This window comes from Bacillus mobilis (assembly GCF_001884045.1).
GTDB classification, from domain to species: Bacteria; Bacillota; Bacilli; order Bacillales; family Bacillaceae_G; genus Bacillus_A; species Bacillus_A mobilis.
This window is the reverse complement of sequence record NZ_MACF01000123.1, coordinates 187,490-205,103: the sequence shown is the minus strand read 5'-3', so window position 1 is coordinate 205,103 and position 17,614 is coordinate 187,490. Positions and strand designations below refer to the sequence as shown.

The following is a 17,614-nucleotide window of genomic DNA, read 5'->3' as shown; positions in this document are numbered from 1 at the left end:
AGCTATCTTTTTTATTTTTGTATCTCTCTATAAAAGGAAAAATCATTCACATTAGTCTGTACTCGTTTCTCTGCCTTTACCTCTTTATCCTTGCTCTTAGGTATTTTTACATTTCCTAGTTTAATCGCATCTTGCATACTATTACTAACTAGATTTCCCGCTAAAATTGTCATACTATAAAAAGCAATCGGTATAAGTACAATCCATGTATGTGTAGTTAAATGGCGGAAGTTTTGACCAATTAGACCAGTCCATTCTTTTGTTACACTATCTGCATCTAATCCAAATAATATCGTTCCTCCAAAAAACAATTTAAGTAATCCAAGATGCAAAAGAAGTAATAGTACACTTACAAATTGTTGAGCTACTAATAAAAGAAATGATGGTAACATATGCGGCCATATATGGCGCTTCAACCTATGCCACTTACTTCCGCCGAGCACAGTAGCTGCCAACATAAATTCTTCTTTCTTAATACGCTTTACTTCTTGCGCTACATACAACATAACCGTTGGTACCGCAAGGCATACAAGTACTATAATTTGAAATGCCACACGCAAATGCAACGGCACAACTTCTGCTCCACTATCAAACGTTAAAACTTCATTTAACATAAAATAAGAAATCATAACCATCGGTACGATACTAAAAGGATCAAAAAAGGATGAAATAACTGGAAAAGAACGTTTACCATACATTCCAAGAAGTAAACCAATTCCACCTCCAACTATAACTCGTAATATCGCTATAATTATACTCGCTCCAACTGTCCATTTCGCGCCTTCTATTATTAATTGAACAAGGTCGCGGCCTTTCACATCACTTCCAAACCAAAATTTACTTGATGGCGAAAATGGAGCTGCCTCTAATTCTCCTTTTTCGTTATACATCATCGTAAGTTCACGAATATTCCCATCAAAAAACACCGTATATCCAATACTAATAATCATTAGTACACTCAAAAAAGTAATACCTATCCAAAATCTCACATCTCTTTTTACAACTTGCCACATGTTACACACGCTCCTTTATAACATTTTGTAAAAGCGTATGCAATATACGAAATAGTATAAAAAGCGGTACGTATAATATTACTAGACTCACTGTAAATATTTCTAATTTAGAATTTTCTTTTACAAAAACAAACATACCATATGTATTAAATATCCATTCAATAATATATAAATTAGAAAGCATAAATAAAATATTTGTTTTCGCGTAATAAATTGTCGTTAATAAAACATTTCTTGAAATATGATGTGTCAAAATATGCCGTAAGCTTAGCCCTTTACTCTTAGCAAACAAACTATAATCTTTCTCTAATTCTTCTTTAAACCGTAATAACAACAGTTTAATAAACAATAATGTTGTTGGTATTGTAAGACATATAATTGGTAACAAACGTATCCTTTCTTCCCCTAATCCAGCCAGTTTGACCGGCATAAATCCTGTTTTTTGAAACATAATTACGACAAGAAGTTGCGATAATAAAATAAGTAAAATATCCGGTATACTCTCAAGCGTAAGAAAAACCCCGTTCCACATTTTTTGTTTCATATGAGAACGCTGCAATACCCAAACGACAAGTATATACGCTATAAGCAAAGATAGTAAAAACGCTGATAGAAATACAATCATCGTTTCAAAATAATGAATCCATATTTGCGGAAATAATTTTCTTGAGTCTCGAAATCCATATGTAATTTCACCCGGTTGAAGTATCTTCCCTCCAAGAAAGACAATCGTGTTCCAAAAACCGATTAAATCAATTTGCAAACCCTTAAATAAACGCGGTAGCGCGCCTAGACAGATTATACATAAAATGGCAGCTACTAATTGTAAACAAGTAACCCCACACCATTTAGCAATTCGCATCAACATAACGATTTCTCCTTACCATCCAATAGAATATTCAGAAATCAAAAACCACATTTATTATATCTCTTCAGCTATACTTTGCACCCGTTTCTTCCCACTAGGTAAAATGGTTTGATATAAACACGTAACAAAAAATAATAAACTAAATAAAATAATAAACAATGTATCTGCATTAATCCATTTCGGGAATAACATCGCTATCGCACCGAGAGATAATAGCTGGAATCCTGTCGTTAATGGACTAAGTAAACTTTGAACACGTCCCATAAATGACTCTTCTACAATTTCATACATCCAACCCATGATTGCAACATTAATAAATGGTAAAAAGAAAGTTGCAAAAGCGATACATACATAAAAAGACCATACGTAGTTTACAAAGTAACACATACCGAAAAAGACCCCTGAGCCCGCCATACCAAAGACAATAATAGGCTTTGGTGCATATTTCTTCCCTACACTTGTTGCTACTATACTTCCAATTAGTAATGAAATCCCTCCAACTACACCACCCACCATCGCTAAACTTTCATACGTTGTTGGTGCTAATTTATATTTTAATATGTAAGTAGTGGATACGCTTAAAATACCATTTAATAGTCCAAATACGATAAATCCTAAAAGTAATTTTTTTAAAGTGTCATTTTGATATATATACTTGATCCCTTCTTGAAACTCTGTTATTAACATTTTCAAATTAACTTCTTTCCATTTTGTTCTACCGTTTGGCAAACGCACTTTTTCTGGAATGGAGATCGTTTGAATCAAAATACCACTCATAATAAAAGTGAGCGTATTTACTAAAATACTCCCGTATATTCCAAAAGTCCAGTACACCATCGTTGCAATTCCTACACCAAACAAAGCATACAAACTATTCACCATTTGATTCACACCTGCTGCTGCACCGTATTGATCGGATTCAACTACTCCCTGTATCATCGACTGTTCTGATGGAGAGAAAAATTGTATACATGCATTTTCCAAAAATAAAAATATAAAGACGAGTATAATCATCCCGTAATAAAGCGAAATTAGAATTCCAATATTACAGAGCGAACAACATATGTTACTTACCGTGCATATACGCTGTCTATCAAAACGATCTACTACTGTCCCTACTAATAGAAAAAAGATTAATGCAGGTAATGCCATCATAATTTGTGTCATCGTTGCGTAAACTGGTTGTTTTCCGTATTGATCTAGCAAATAAAACATTAAAGAAACTCCAGCAATCATAGAACCGAGTCGCTCTAAAATATTTGCTAGAAAAAAACGTGCATACACTTTGTTGCGAAATAACTGTAGCATTTCTTTCATACTTCGTATCCTTTCTCTCGACAAAATTTTATTAATCTAGTCATTTCTTGGAAGTTATATTATATTTTTCGACTATTATCCAATCTTTTCCTTCTGTATCGAGAACATTATAAAAAGACTCTTGTCATTTATACAAGAGTCTTTTTATATAACTTCGCTTCAGTTAATACCATGCATCAAAAATCTTGATACGTCTCGCTAACTATATTAATTCTCTAAAGTTCAGATACACTTTATTTATTTTACAAATGTATCGCACATCCACTTGTAAAATTTTTCTTTCTCTTCAAATTGTGGATAATGAGCTGATTTCTCAAAAGTAATAAATTCTTTTTGTTCTGCTTCAATCGTATCAAAATATGTTTTTGCTGCCTGAAATGAAGTGTTATAGTCATATGTCCCCATAAGGAAATAAAGCGGTAGCTTCATTTTAGTCACCTTAGTAGGCAATGGACTCATTAAATCCTTTTCTAATAAGACAGTTTGAGAATGCGATAATCCAACATTATAACGAATTACGTCTAACAAGTTATATTCATTACTGAGTAACATTCCGATGTTATCACCATCTGGATTTTCAATAAGTCTTGATGTTCCACCATATTTCGTAACATAATTTCTCGGAGTGTATGTATCACCATTTTTAATTTTTTCAGTCAACCCATTTAAATAGGAAACCTCATCTGTATTCCCAGCATTTTGTGCCTGTTCAATCACATAGTTTAGACTATCCATTTCACTTTCTACTGTATCACTCATCTGCCCTATGCCAACATATGCTTCATATTTTTCAGGAGCTTTATTGGCAGCTTGCATTCCAATATATGTACCGTAAGAATGACCAACCAATATTACTTTTTCTTTACCAAGACGTTTTGAAACATAATCTGTCATAGCTAATACATCTTCTACAAGAAGATCTGATGTAAGATTCGAATAATCTTCAAAGAAATGATACGACTTCCCGCTCGCTCTTTGATCGTAATTAACAACTGTGAATTTCTCTTCCAATAAGTTTTGGTATTTTTGCGCATATGGTATTTCTGAAGTACCTGGTCCACCATGTACAAAAATAATAACCGGATTGTTCCTATCTTTGCCGCGTATCATAATTTCATGACCACTTCCATTTATCTCTACTTGCTCTAATGTACTTATACTACTCTTCCCTTTTATTTGCGAGGTCCATGTAGGAAATATTAGTGCTACGATTAATAATAGTGTAGTGATGACACCAATAAGTTTTATTAATTTTTTTATCTTCTTCATAAGTAGTCTCCTTTCTTTAAAATTTATAAAAACATCAATTTAATTCTGTAAAACTCCCTCAAAATAATATGAACATATAACAATTTCTCTCTCTAATTTCATCTTGCTCGTTTGCACATTCTTAATATCCCATACACTTCTTAACTTTCCGCTATATAAACTCTTAATATTTTCTTAATTTTCAATACACAATTCGTAGAGAAACTCATTCACAATGTATTACAAATATAGAAAAGAGCCCTTGTTTTCTAAACAAGGGCTCTTTTCTTAAACTATTTCGCTACTTCTTCTTTCGGCATTACCATACCTTTATAAAGTTGGACAGTAATCCAGTAATAGATGAAATAAATGACTAAGAAAATCCCTATCGGCACCCACACCTTTACAAACGGGTCAACTAGTATAAAGCTGAATAAGTTAAGCCCTACTAACACGTGGGAAATTCCAATAATCGCTGGGAAGATAAATAAATATGAAATTTCTTTATATATACTTTTTGTTAACATACTACGTCTCACACCGATTTTTCGTAACATTTCATAACGGCGTACATCACGAGAAGCACCTGTTAATATTTTGAACATTAGCGAACTTGCCATCATTGCTAAAAAGGCAATTCCAAGGAAAAATCCCATAAACATTGTTCCACTCATGAAACTGTTCATAAACTGATAAATTGTCATTTTTGTATATAGTTCTACTTTTGTACCTGTTGTTGTTTCAATTAATTCTTTTTGCCTCTTATCTATATCGAGCAACAATGGTTTATATTTTTTCATATCATCTACTATTGCTAATGTTACACTATGTTCCGTTCCTTGAACTGCTTTGTAGTGTTCTTCATCAGCAATTCTTACAGGTTTTCCGTTAAATTGATTATGTGTAATTTGTATTTCTCTTACAACCGCATCTTCCCAATCTTGTGGCATACGAGGAAGCTTATTCGCTGCTTCGGGAGCTTCCAAAGCAGAATATACAGGTTCAGTTAAAGATTCAGCCACACGTTTACGAGCAGGCTCTTTTAAAGTTTTTGTATCAAAGTGATCGGAAACAAGTGGTGGTTTCGCAGTTAAGTCGTTACGTAAATAATAAACCGCTTCTCCATCTACTTTATACTTATATTTGCTTTCTTCCACAATTTCCATTTCTTTTAAGGCCGCTGAGTCTTGATCATTTGGATCATGAATTACAACATCATATACACGAGAAAAGTCTGTCATAATACCTACATTTTTTTGGAACGCCATACCTGCCGTCATTGCTCCTGCACCTAATGCAATTAACATCGCTACCGTACCTAATACTCTCGATAAACTATTTACTCGAAAACGTAGCTGGGCATATGTAAAACTATTTAAGCCCGTTTCATTTCGTTTTTTATTCCCTTTAATTTTCATCACAAAAAACGGGAGCAATGAACTAAAGATAAAATATGTTCCAAGTGTTGTAACGATTGTCGCTATTATAAAGCCAAGTTCGGCAAATGTTTTTATATTTACCATAAAATAGTATCCTGTACTTACTAGCAATATACCGAGTACTGTCATTATAATAATACGAGTTTTACTTTTCTTCACTTCATCTAGTGTTTCATCTTCACGAATTAACTCTAGTTCTGTTTTACGTAATAACCGGATGCTATTCATTAAACCAGTAATAAAAAATAGTATTAAGAAGAAAATAGCTGTAACTAAGATTGCTGGTGTATATACAGATGAGTAACTACCTTTCGCTGAAATTTCCATACCATTCATTAAAAAGTTTCCTGCTACACTTGCAAGTAACATCCCTACTAAAATCCCGATAATAATACTAACAATACCCATACCGAATGTTTCAATAAATAATAATTGTGCTACTTTTCTCTTTTTCGCACCGAGCATCATGTACATACCGAGTTCTTTTCTTCTTAATGTGAGCAAGAAAGAATTGGCATATATAATATAAAATACAGTAATAAACGATAATAGGATGGCACCTACCCAGAATACGAGTCTAATACTACTAATAAGACTATTATCCTTCGTAAATTCACTATTCATCGCCATCGTTTGGAACATGTAGAAGATACTAATACTAATAACGAGACCAATAAGTAAAACCATATAATCTTTTAACATTTTTTTCATACTATGACGTGATAATTTGAATAACATAGTCTCGCCTCCCCTACTTAGACTCAGCAGCTGAGCCCATATGAGCGAGCACACCTAAAATATCTTGATAGAAATTTTCTCGCGTTCCTTGACGCATTAACTCTTTATATAGAAGGCCATCTTGAATAAATAAAATACGTTCACAATAACTGGCACTAAACGCATCGTGCGTTACCATTAAAATACTTACATTGTGATTTTCATGTAAATCTTGCATCGCTTCTAATAAGCTTTTTGCATTTTTACTATCAAGCGCTCCTGTCGGTTCATCTGCTAATACGATTGCTGGATTATGTACTAAAGCTCGAGCTGCCGCTGTTCTTTGCTTTTGTCCACCAGAAACAGCAGTTGGATATTTCGTTAAAATTTCAGTAATCCCTAATTTCTTCGCAACCTCATTCACCTTTCCAGTAATCTCACTTGAAGGTACTCCTTGCAAAGAAAGTGGTAAAGCGATATTTTCATAAATTGATAAGTTTTCTAGTAAGTTAAAATCTTGAAAAATGAACCCTAATTTTTGAGATCGAAAATCTGATAAAGCATTCCCCTTCATTGAAGTAATATTTGTGCCAGCTATTGTCACACTGCCACCTGTCGCTTGATCCAGTGTACTAATCACATTAAGTAGTGTCGTTTTTCCAGAGCCAGAAGGACCCATAATCCCGACGAATTCCCCTTCTTTAATACTTAATGACACACCCCTTAATGCTTTTGACTGATTCTCATTTCTTTTCCCATACGTTTTTTCTACACTTTCTACAGTAACTACATTTGTTGACATCTCTTTCACTCCATCCCTTTTGTATAAATTTAATTTCTCACATATTTCTTATCTTTTTCTCATGTAAATCCTTAAGAATTTTTTAATTTTTCAACCAGAAAGTATTGTACGAGTTACGCATACCTTTTTCCTATTTCATATTCTCACTTTTCTAACACTCGTTCCTTCGATTTCGCTTACATTTACCTTACATTTTTGTAAGGTAAAAAAGAAAACACACCATTTTGAAGTGGTGTGTTTTCTTTTCAAACTCTATTTCCGATTATTTATTTCCTCTTTCATACTTTCCACAAATACACCTAATTCAATAACTTCTGATTTTTCTTCCCCATATTTACGTACATTTACAGCTCCGTTCTCCATTTCCTTATCCCCAATAACAAGAACATAAGGAACTTTTTGCATTTGTGCTTCTCTTATTTTATATCCTAATTTTTCTTCTCGCATATCTCGTTCTACACGAACACCAGCTTGTGCTAATTTATCTGCAACTTCATCTGCATATTGTACATGAACTGCATTTGAAACAGGAATGACTTTTACTTGAACTGGTGCTACCCATGCCGGGAATGCACCTCCAAAATGTTCAATTAATATAGCTAAGAAACGATCTAAAGATCCTAATACTGCCCGGTGAATAACAACTGGTCTTTTCTTTTCATTCTTCTCATCTATATAATTTAAATCAAACTTCTCTGGCATTTGGAAATCTAGCTGGATTGTTCCGCACTGATGACTTCTATTTAAAGCGTCTTTAATATGAAAATCGATTTTCGGTCCGTAAAATGCACCTTCACCTTCATTTAGTCTATATTTATAATGCAATGAATGTAATACATTTGCTAAAGACGCCTCTGCTTGCTCCCATAACTTATCATCCCCCATTGAATCTTCTGGACGAGTAGAAAGCTCTACTTCATATTCGAATCCAAAAGTTTTATAAACGTAATCAATTTGCGCTATTACGGATTTAATTTCATCTTCAATTTGTTCTGGAGTTACAAATAAATGAGCATCATCTTGGCAGAAAGTACGTACTCTTAATAATCCGTTTAATGCCCCGCTAAATTCGTGTCGGTGTACTTGACCAAACTCACACATACGAATTGGTAATTCACGATAAGAATGTAATTTATTTTTGAACATTAGCATATGTCCTGGGCAGTTCATCGGTTTTAATGCAAAGCTTTTATTGTCTACCTCTGAGAAATACATGTTATCCTTGTAATGTCCCCAGTGCCCTGATTTCTCCCATAATTCTTGGTTCATCATAAACGGAGTACGTACTTCTTGATACTTATACTCTTTTTGAATTTCTCTTAAAAATGCTTCTAATTCATTTCGGATAATCTGGCCTTTCGGTAAATAAAATGGCATTCCCGGAGCCTCTTCTGAAAACATAAATAACTCTAGCTCACTACCTAACTTACGATGATTTCTCTTTGCGGCTTCTTCAACGAAATGTAAATACTCTTCTAATTCTTTTTGGGAAGAGAATGAAACGCCATATATACGCTGAAGCACTTGATTGTTACTATCACCTCGCCAATATGCACCGGAAACGTGAGTTAATTGGAATGCTTTCAAATAGCCTGTTGACGGTATGTGTGGTCCTCTACATAAATCTACAAATTCACCTTGTTTATATAGTGTTACACTTTCCCCACTAGGAATTGCTTCTAACAATTCTAATTTCAGGTGATCATTCATTTCATGAAACAGTTTTTTCGCCTCTTCTCTTGAGACTTCAACTCGCTCTATTTTTACATTTTCATTTATAATCTTTTTCATTTCTTTTTCGATTTTCGGTAAATCTTCTACGTTCACACTACTTGGAAGATCCATATCATAATAAAATCCATTTTCAATAACAGGCCCTACACCAAGGTTTACATTGCCATACATTCTCTTTACAGCTTGCGCTAAAATATGTGCCGCAGAATGTCTTGCAATTTCTACCCCTTCATTTGAATCTATAGTAACGATTTCTACTTCCGCATTTTCTTCAATATTTCGGCGTAAATCATATAACTGATTATTTACTTTCCCCGCTACTGCTTTCTTTTTCAAACTACTGCTAATGGATCCAGCAATTTCTTCTAAAGTAATTCCTTTTGCAAATTCTTTAACACTACCATCTGGAAATTTAATTTCAATCATTTGTTCTTTCATTTTTCATCTCTCCATTTCATAATAAAAAGCACACTCATCCCTAAAATAGGGACGAGTGTGCTTATACCCGTGGTTCCACCCAGATTCCCATCGTAAACATACAATGGCTTCTTTTACGGTAACGTCGTTTACACGGCACTAGATACTTAATTTCCCCAGTGCAGCTCTAAGGTGGTAAGTTATTTTTCTGCGTTAGGAAGTTCTCAGCTTTCCTTCCTTCTCTGTATAACCGGGTAAAATAACTCGTGTCCTTTTCTTCGCTTATTATGAAATTGAATGCAAAAAAGCATATTCATCCCTAAAAATTAGGGACGAATATGCTTATATTCGTGGTTCCACCCAGATTCCCATCATAAAAAACATAATGGCTTCTTTTGCGATAACGTCGCTTACACGGCACTAGATACTTAATTTCCCTAGTGCAGCTCTAAGGTGGTAAGTTATTTTTCTGCGTTAGGAAGTTCTCAGCTTTCCTTCCCTCTCTGTATAACCGGGCAAAATAACTCGTGTCCTTTTCTTTGCTTTTATGAGTACATCCATTAATTGTTATTTACTATATCCTATTCATTTTATTATTGCAAGTGTTTAAAAAAGTTTTTTTATTTAATAAAAAAAGAAACCAAAAATAGATTCTTGGTTTCCCCTTCTCAATTTTACCAATCTTGTGGTTCGTAATTTAAGTCTGAAAATAGACGTCGTTTCTCTTTCTTCGATAAATCTCTCCACTGTCCAACAGGTAAATTATTCAATTCAATATTCATAATTCTCGTACGTTTTAACGTGTATACTTGATAACCTAAAGCCTCACACATACGACGAATTTGGCGATTTAGCCCTTGGGTTAAAATAATGTTGAACTCATATTTTGATAACTGTGTGATCTCACAAGGAAGTGTTTTCGTTCCTAAAATCTTCACACCAGCTGCCATTTTTTCTAAGAAATCAGGTGTAATTGGCTTATCTACTGAAACGATATATTCTTTCTCATGTTTGTTTTCAGCACGTAAAATTTCATTAACGATATCACCATCATTCGTTAACAAAATTAAACCGTCTGAGTCTTTATCAAGACGTCCAATATGACTAATTCGTAAAGGATGGTTCACTAAATCGATAATGTTACCTTTTACAGCTTTTTCACTCGTACATGTAATACCTACTGGTTTATTTAAAGCAATATATACGTGATCTCGAGCAATACGAAGTTGCTCTCCATTTACGCGTACATCATCACCTGGATTGACTTGGTCACCAATTTTTGCAACCTTACCGTTAATAATTACTCTTCTCTCATTAATTAATTTATCTGCTCCACGTCGAGACGCTTTTCCAGCTTCACTAATAAATTTATTGATACGCAAATTAGGCACATCCTTTTCTAAACAAAATTTCAAGCTCACACTGCTTCTACCGTACAATACAAAAGGGTAAGCCTTCTATTATAACTTAAATATATTAACATGAAAGGGTATATAACGTCTTCTATTAATTACTCGTTTATAAGAAAATATCTTTATTATACATTCATTTATGCACGTTTTGTACACTTAATATACAAGCCACTCTTCCTTACATATAGCTTGTTTACCTCGTATATCTTCTAAGTCATCATGAATATTAGCTAGTTTATACAAATCAGGGAAAATCTCTTCTACATAATTTTGATGTGCCATTTCATCTTTCCAATAAGTTAACACTATGTAACGATTTTCAGTTTTTAAAGACTTCCCAACAAATCCAGCTAACATCCCTTTTGCTTTTTCCATTCCTGTATTCCAAATTGTTTCTTGTTTATGTAAAAAATACTTTTCCTTTCCAACCTTTACATCACATATAGCAACTCTGACGAATGCCCCTTCTGTAACAACGTTTTTCAAAGGCATATCAGTAATATCATACAACGTTTGAAACAATTCAATTTCACATGAAAGAAACGTATCCTCTTGATTACTATTTACATAAATGGTATCGTGAGAACCATTCATAAATGATTGATATGCACCTCGATCTTCCCATAAAGCAAATACACATGCCTCATTTTTATTCCATCCACCAAATTGTCCTTGAAATCCATCTAGATGCTGTATATCACGCCATTTTTCTTGTGCTTTTGAAAATAAGTTTTTTTTCTCTTCTTCCACTTTACAATAGATTGTTTTTAGTAACATTTTTAATTCCCCCCTTAGGATATAATTTATCTTCCACCTACAACCTTTAGTTTACATAATAATTTTATGTTCCCTTCAATACTCCTTATCCACATACAGAACGAATCCTATTTATCACTACATCTATCAAACCATCTATTTGATTTTATTTCAAATAATTCAGAATAAAAAAGAAAAGATGTAGCCCGTAACGAATTACACCTTTTTCTTATCTCCCTTATTCATCTTTTGCTCAAATATAGAATACGTAATTTCTCCTGGATAATGTAATACAGTTACCTTCCTCTCTCCTTTTTTAAAACTAACAGTATGCCCGTTTTCCCCTAAGTTCTCCCATCCACTTGCCTTTGTAATAGGCATTACACTTATATATTTATAATCCTCTTCCTTATCATCGTTAATATAGATTGCTGACATTGGTACTGGAAAATCTTCAATTTTAGATTCTTTGTCCAGATATATGAGTGCAAATAAGCTAACTAATAGCATGGCCATTGAAATATTTGAAACTAGTTTTTTTCTATTCATTTTCACTAAAAACCCTCTTTTCTCTTATATTACTTTCACCATTTTACTTATTTTAATTATTTATGTATAGAAAAAATATAATTTAAATCAATTCCAGACTATTTTCTCTATTATCAACAATATTATTGTTATATATTATAATTAAAAGATATTTATTTTTGGAGGTATTACCCATTGAAGAAATTATTTTTTAATAAATGGACAATAGTTATTTCTATTTTTATTATTACCTGTACGATTTTCTACACAACCACAGATAAAAAAATTAACGAAAAAACTACCGTAGAAACAATTGATACAAAAAGTTTTAAAACTAAATTACAACCAAAAATTGATGAATTAACGACAAATTATAATGACATCATCGAAAAAGATTGGTTGCCTGCCTGGGAAGAGATTAACACGAACGCAGATTCAGTAGACAAAGATAAACTATTAGTCACAATGACTGCTATTTCCAAGCAATACGAAAAAATTATAAACGAAATAGATACTTTGAAAATTAATGAAAATATATCGGAAGTACAAATACAAGAACAACTAGTTTATTTCACAACTGAATTTAAGACTGCTTCTAAATTTATGAAAAATGCAGCAGATTTAATCATAGACGGAGCAAATAACTCTACTCCATCAAATGAAACAATTGAAAATACTAAACATGCTTTAGGACTTGCGGATCAACATATTGTTCTCGCTTTATCTACGTTAAATGAAGTTGAAGTTAAGTTAAAACTTGCAAAAAAATAAAGCTGGTTACTATTTTAAAATAAAAAAAGATTGCATTTCACATTTTGTCTGTCTATAATATTTTTATTGATTTACAATCAATGTTCTTATAATTTTTATAATTCGGATGAACCATTCAGGAGAAGGTCTATTGATCTACCGACGGGGCAAAAAGTTGCTGAACCAACTTTGAAACTCTCAGGTCTTGGTTACAAGTAGAACTGCATGGGGACGAATCTCTGGAGAGACTCCCTCTCGCTTTATATAGCGCGGAGGAAAACGAGCACCGAAGGAGCAAATCCGCTACTATAGCGGATAATCTCTCAGGTAAAAGGACAGAGACAAGCGAAAGAAAAAGCCGATTTGTATCGGTTTATTTTTCTATCCCTTGTTTCTCCAGAGACCATTTCATTTACTTGAAGTGGTTTTTATTTTTTCTAAAAAAGGAGAATACAGATGGAGACAGTAAGTACAGTATTAGAACAAATCAATCACTATGTGTGGGGATTACCAACGTTGTTGTTACTCGTTGGTACTGGTATCATTCTCACAGTGCGTTTAAAGGGTTTACAGTTTAGTAAACTATTATACGCACACAAACTAGCATTTAAAAAATCAGAAGATACATCTTCATCTGGAGATATTAGCCACTTCCAAGCACTTATGACAGCTATGGCGGCAACGATTGGTATGGGAAATATAGCCGGTGTTGCAACTGCTGTGACAATCGGTGGACCCGGTGCAATCTTTTGGATGTGGATTACTGCTTTGTTCGGTATGGCAACAAAATATGCCGAAGCAATTCTTGCGGTGAAATACCGTGTTAGCAATGAAAATGGTGAATATTCAGGTGGACCAATGTATTATTTAGAACGTGGTTTAGGTAAGAAATGGCTTGCCGTTTTATTTGCTATATTCGGTACAACTGCTTCTTTCGGTATCGGTAATATGGTGCAATCTAACTCAGTAGCAGAGGCAATGCGAATTAATTTCTCTTTTCCCCCTGCTTTAACTGGTATATTCATGTCCTTTTTAATTGCTATTGTTATTTTAGGCGGCGTTAAAAAAATTGGGAAAGTAACAGGATATATCGTTCCTATTAAAGCTTTCTTTTATATCATTGCTGGTCTTATTATTATTTTCTATCACTACGATCAAATTCCAGAAGCATTCTCACTTATTTTTTCAGGTGCGTTTAATGGTACTGCAGCTGCTGGTGGTTTTATCGGTGCAACAGTTGCATCAGCTATTCAAATCGGAATGGCACGCGGTGTATTTGCGAACGAAGCTGGTTTAGGTAGTGCGCCTATTGCCGCGGCTGCTGCTAAAACTGATTCACCTGCAAAACAAGCTTTAGTTTCAATGACTGGTACTTTTTTAGATACGTTTATTGTATGTACCATTACAGGGCTAGTATTAATCACTACAGGTGCATGGAAATCTGGTAAAACTGGCGTTGAAGCTACAACACTTGCGTTCCAATCTGTATTTGGCACTGCTGGTAGTATGATTCTCGGTATTGCGATTATATTGTTCGCCTACTCTACTATTTTAGGCTGGTCGTATTACGGTGAAAAATGCGTGGCTTATTTATTTGGAGAAGGCGCTGTTAAATATTATAAAGCAATCTTTATCGTCATGATTGCTATTGGTGCGAGTTTAAAATTAGGCATCGTATGGACGTTTGCTGATATTGCAAATGGACTTATGGCGATTCCAAACTTAATTGGTCTGATTGGGTTAAGTGGTATTGTTGTAGCTGAAACAAATCGCTTTTTACAAGAAGAGAAATTGAAAGAAAGTCATAAAAAGCAGGCAAGTTAATCTATTGATAAAGGAATGACTCATACATAATGAGCATTCCTTTTTTCGTTATCTTATTCAATCTTCATATGAAAGAGTGACCTTAACAATCAAAGATTCTCTTTCCTAAAACTATATTCCCCCTTCTTTCTGAACATATGTCACCCTTATCAATTAGCACCTTACTGTATGAAACAAATCTTTTGCTTTTTCATTTCAGCTTTTCTATCAGCCTTTGCAATCCCTTTCCCTTCAATTTCACGTTTATTTATAGTTTTATATTTTACATACGTATGAAATTCGGTTTGAAATGGAAACGGTGTAATCCGAATTGTTTCCTCGTCCACCCACTCTGCTTGAACAGGTTTCTCCTCCTTACTATTAAACATTTCTGTTCCTTCAAAACCATCTTTAAACAAATCAATTTCATCTTTCTTTTCTACACCAGGTTTATTCATACATACATATAAAGAAAGTTCATCGCAAAACTTTAATAATCTATAATGTTTATCGAACATCGCAAATTGTTCTTTTGTTAACGTTTTCAAAATTCTTTTTTGTCGTTCCAATTCATGTTTATAAAAAGACATCATCTCTTCATCTTCCTCATTTAATGGGAATGATAAAAAATGTTTACTACAAAGTAATGCTCCGTATGGATTTGAATCTTCAATTTCATTCAAACCAATCGTATAAAAAACAAAGCGTAACGAGCTAGGACAGTCCATAAATGTATACGGGATATTTTTAGCATCATTCAAAATTGGAACTTTATCAAGTTCTATCCATCCTCTATCATGCTCATATATTGCATCAATAGCTGCTTTTAAGTATGTGTCATCTTCAAAAAAATCTTCTTTTATATGCTTCGCAATTTCTCCAGCTAAAAAACCATGATCATGTTGACGAATTAATATACTTTCTTTCTCATCCTTTTCACGAAAAATCATCCGTATACTCCCCCTCATCCTCATGTTACAGTGTTTTCTATACATCAATTCTTAATTAATCCCTAATTATTAGCAGGGATTCAGTTTCTTGCAACGAAATTAACATAACTATATAGCATTCTTTCTAACAATATAAATAGCTTTCTCTATACTATCCATTATACTAAAACATTCATTCTAAAAAACTTTTTATGAGGTGAAAACATGAACAAAACAGAATTAGTTAAAAACGTGGCACAATCCGCTGATATTTCTCAAAAGGAAGCTTCTGCAGCTGTACAATCTGTTTTTGACACAATTGCTACTGCATTACAATCTGGCGATAAAGTTCAATTGATTGGCTTTGGAACTTTTGAAGTGCGCGAAAGATCTGCTCGTACAGGACGTAACCCACAAACTGGCGAAGAAATTCAAATCGCTGCTGGTAAAGTGCCAGCATTTAAAGCGGGTAAAGAGTTAAAAGAAGCTGTGAAATAAACAAGAAACCAGCCTATAAAATGGCTGGTTTTTGTTTTTTTATTAAAGCAGATTTTTTATATTCTCTGCATGATACACTTCACAAATATAAAAAATACATTTGCAATTACTTACAATTTGATATTTTCTAGTTGGATACACATTCGCCCTAACAGAGCATCCATCAAACAATTCAATAATATTCCCAGATGGCTGATATCCTTCGTATAATACATTTCTTCTTACTTCCATCTTTTCTATAAGTTTTTCAACTGGAATGTTTCCACTCTCTAATTCACAATTAAGTGTATTTGGTAAAAACGAAGTGTCCGCAAAAATAAGATTTTCAGATAACACTTTTCCTTTATAACTAACTTGAGATACACGGTAAAGAAATGTTCCATTTTTATCAAAGAAATTCTTTGCTTCTTTCGGAATGTACTGTCTATCAAGTACCTCTTGTTCGAGAACATCGAACTGAACTGTATCATTCAAAAGCTTTTCTAAAGCATGAATAGATGATGTATCTCCAGAAAATAAAATATCTTTAATTGCTTGTACATTATAAGTGAATTCATTTTTTCTATTTTCCGCTACTAACATGAGGAACACCTCTTCTATAAAATATTTTATTAAACTTATTTATAATTTAAAAGCGCTACTGCATCTAACTGTGTGATTTCAGTTACTTCATTACTAAACATTGCAATGGAAGCCATATAATCTATACTTGGCTTTATATCTTCCATCCTTGTATTTTCTACTAATTCTTGTCTATCCTTAAAAACTAACAAATTTGGAGGATCATTAGGAGCTGATACAGTAATCTCTACTGGTGGAATCATTAGTCCTTCACCTGTCGCTTTTAACACTGCTTCTTTTCGAGTCCAATATGTTAAAAAACCTTCTATTTTCTGTTCATCTGGTAATTTCATAACTTGCGCAATTTCAAAATCTGTTAATACTCCCTCTGCCATTTTCATAACATCTACATTTGGATTCATTTGTTCAACATCAACGCCTACAGGTGCAGACTTTGTAAATGCAACAACAACCCACTCACCCGAATGCGAAACAGATAACTGTGGCATTCCTTCTGGTAATTGTGGTCTGCCATGTTGTAACTTACATACTGGGCACATTCGATCAATTGGTACTTGAACTGGCGACATAGAAAGTATTTGCCCAAGAACTAACCTACTAATTACACAACCTATTATAAAACGTGCACGATCTGCCGAATGATGGTATGAATTTGCTTTCTCTCGTTCTACATCATTTAGCAAATTGTAATGCCATGATTGTAAATCGGAAATTCTTGCCCACCATATTTGACAATCATTCTCACTAAGAGTTGGTACAGAATCTACAACTTTACTCTCTATCATGTAAACTCTCTCCTTC

General features: G+C 33.6%; 16 protein-coding genes, 1 riboswitch and 2 other annotated features. Of the genes, 3 read left to right on the top strand and 13 right to left on the bottom strand.

All coding sequences use genetic code 11. From position 1 onward, the window contains the following. Positions 1-11: 11 nt before the first annotated feature. The 10 genes from BAQ44_RS23710 to BAQ44_RS23665 form a co-directional block, all read right to left on the bottom strand. Positions 12-1,013, bottom strand: a complete 1,002-nt coding sequence (locus BAQ44_RS23710; protein WP_071724185.1) for an ABC transporter permease subunit — start codon at positions 1,011-1,013, stop codon at positions 12-14. Between the two features lies 1 nt (position 1,014). Continuing rightward, complete coding sequence (locus BAQ44_RS23705; protein WP_000929004.1) at positions 1,015-1,881, bottom strand: ABC transporter permease subunit; 867 nt, start codon at positions 1,879-1,881, stop codon at positions 1,015-1,017. A gap of 54 nt (positions 1,882-1,935) precedes the next feature. Continuing rightward, positions 1,936-3,198: an MFS transporter gene (locus BAQ44_RS23700; RefSeq protein WP_249024757.1), complete on the bottom strand. Its 1,263-nt coding sequence runs from the start codon at positions 3,196-3,198 to the stop codon at positions 1,936-1,938. A 237-nt stretch (positions 3,199-3,435) separates the two neighbouring features. Continuing rightward, positions 3,436-4,467, bottom strand: a complete 1,032-nt coding sequence (locus BAQ44_RS23695) for an alpha/beta hydrolase (RefSeq protein ID WP_071724183.1) — start codon at positions 4,465-4,467, stop codon at positions 3,436-3,438. 272 nt (positions 4,468-4,739) lie between these two features. After that, positions 4,740-6,623 (bottom strand): FtsX-like permease family protein, encoded by a 1,884-nt coding sequence (locus BAQ44_RS23690; protein WP_071724182.1) that lies wholly within the window; start codon positions 6,621-6,623, stop codon positions 4,740-4,742. A gap of 13 nt (positions 6,624-6,636) precedes the next feature. Next, positions 6,637-7,404 (bottom strand): ABC transporter ATP-binding protein, encoded by a 768-nt coding sequence (locus BAQ44_RS23685; RefSeq protein WP_071724180.1) that lies wholly within the window; start codon positions 7,402-7,404, stop codon positions 6,637-6,639. 252 nt (positions 7,405-7,656) lie between these two features. Next, entirely contained in the window at positions 7,657-9,576 is a 1,920-nt protein-coding gene (gene thrS, locus BAQ44_RS23680; RefSeq protein ID WP_071724177.1) for a threonine--tRNA ligase, read from the bottom strand. 44 nt (positions 9,577-9,620) lie between these two features. Beyond that, positions 9,621-9,843, bottom strand: a binding site (T-box leader). A 37-nt stretch (positions 9,844-9,880) separates the two neighbouring features. After that, positions 9,881-10,104 (bottom strand) — a binding site (T-box leader). 125 nt (positions 10,105-10,229) lie between these two features. Beyond that, positions 10,230-10,937: a pseudouridine synthase gene (locus BAQ44_RS23675; RefSeq protein ID WP_001222159.1), complete on the bottom strand. Its 708-nt coding sequence runs from the start codon at positions 10,935-10,937 to the stop codon at positions 10,230-10,232. Between the two features lie 186 nt (positions 10,938-11,123). Next, positions 11,124-11,744: a YdbC family protein gene (locus tag BAQ44_RS23670; RefSeq protein ID WP_071724175.1), complete on the bottom strand. Its 621-nt coding sequence runs from the start codon at positions 11,742-11,744 to the stop codon at positions 11,124-11,126. A 195-nt stretch (positions 11,745-11,939) separates the two neighbouring features. After that, the gene (locus BAQ44_RS23665; protein ID WP_249024758.1) at positions 11,940-12,272 is read right to left on the bottom strand and encodes a hypothetical protein; all 333 of its coding nucleotides are present in this window, start codon (positions 12,270-12,272) and stop codon (positions 11,940-11,942) included. Between the two features lie 174 nt (positions 12,273-12,446). Between BAQ44_RS23665 and BAQ44_RS23660 the strand changes: the two genes are divergently transcribed. Together BAQ44_RS23660 and BAQ44_RS23655 are read left to right on the top strand one after the other, a co-directional pair. Further along, the gene (locus BAQ44_RS23660; protein WP_071724173.1) at positions 12,447-13,022 is read left to right on the top strand and encodes a hypothetical protein; all 576 of its coding nucleotides are present in this window, start codon (positions 12,447-12,449) and stop codon (positions 13,020-13,022) included. Positions 13,023-13,230: 208 nt separating this feature from the next. Beyond that, positions 13,231-13,350: riboswitch (glycine riboswitch) on the top strand. Positions 13,351-13,457: 107 nt separating this feature from the next. Continuing rightward, entirely contained in the window at positions 13,458-14,825 is a 1,368-nt protein-coding gene (locus BAQ44_RS23655) for an alanine/glycine:cation symporter family protein (protein ID WP_071724172.1), read from the top strand. A gap of 161 nt (positions 14,826-14,986) precedes the next feature. On the opposite strand, the gene BAQ44_RS23650 is transcribed toward BAQ44_RS23655, so the two are convergent. Next, positions 14,987-15,754: a DUF3891 family protein gene (locus tag BAQ44_RS23650; protein WP_071724170.1), complete on the bottom strand. Its 768-nt coding sequence runs from the start codon at positions 15,752-15,754 to the stop codon at positions 14,987-14,989. Positions 15,755-15,958: 204 nt separating this feature from the next. On the opposite strand from BAQ44_RS23650, the gene BAQ44_RS23645 reads away from it, so the two are divergent. Next, positions 15,959-16,231: a non-specific DNA-binding protein Hbs gene (locus BAQ44_RS23645; protein ID WP_001043960.1), complete on the top strand. Its 273-nt coding sequence runs from the start codon at positions 15,959-15,961 to the stop codon at positions 16,229-16,231. A 42-nt stretch (positions 16,232-16,273) separates the two neighbouring features. Here the strand turns inward: BAQ44_RS23645 and BAQ44_RS23640 are convergent, their stop codons facing one another. Together BAQ44_RS23640 and sfp are read right to left on the bottom strand one after the other, a co-directional pair. Beyond that, a complete protein-coding gene (locus BAQ44_RS23640; protein WP_063261120.1) occupies positions 16,274-16,813 on the bottom strand; it encodes a hypothetical protein in 540 nt (179 codons plus the stop codon). A gap of 35 nt (positions 16,814-16,848) precedes the next feature. Next, entirely contained in the window at positions 16,849-17,598 is a 750-nt protein-coding gene (gene sfp / locus BAQ44_RS23635; protein ID WP_071724168.1) for a 4'-phosphopantetheinyl transferase Sfp, read from the bottom strand. Positions 17,599-17,614 lie beyond the last annotated feature (16 nt).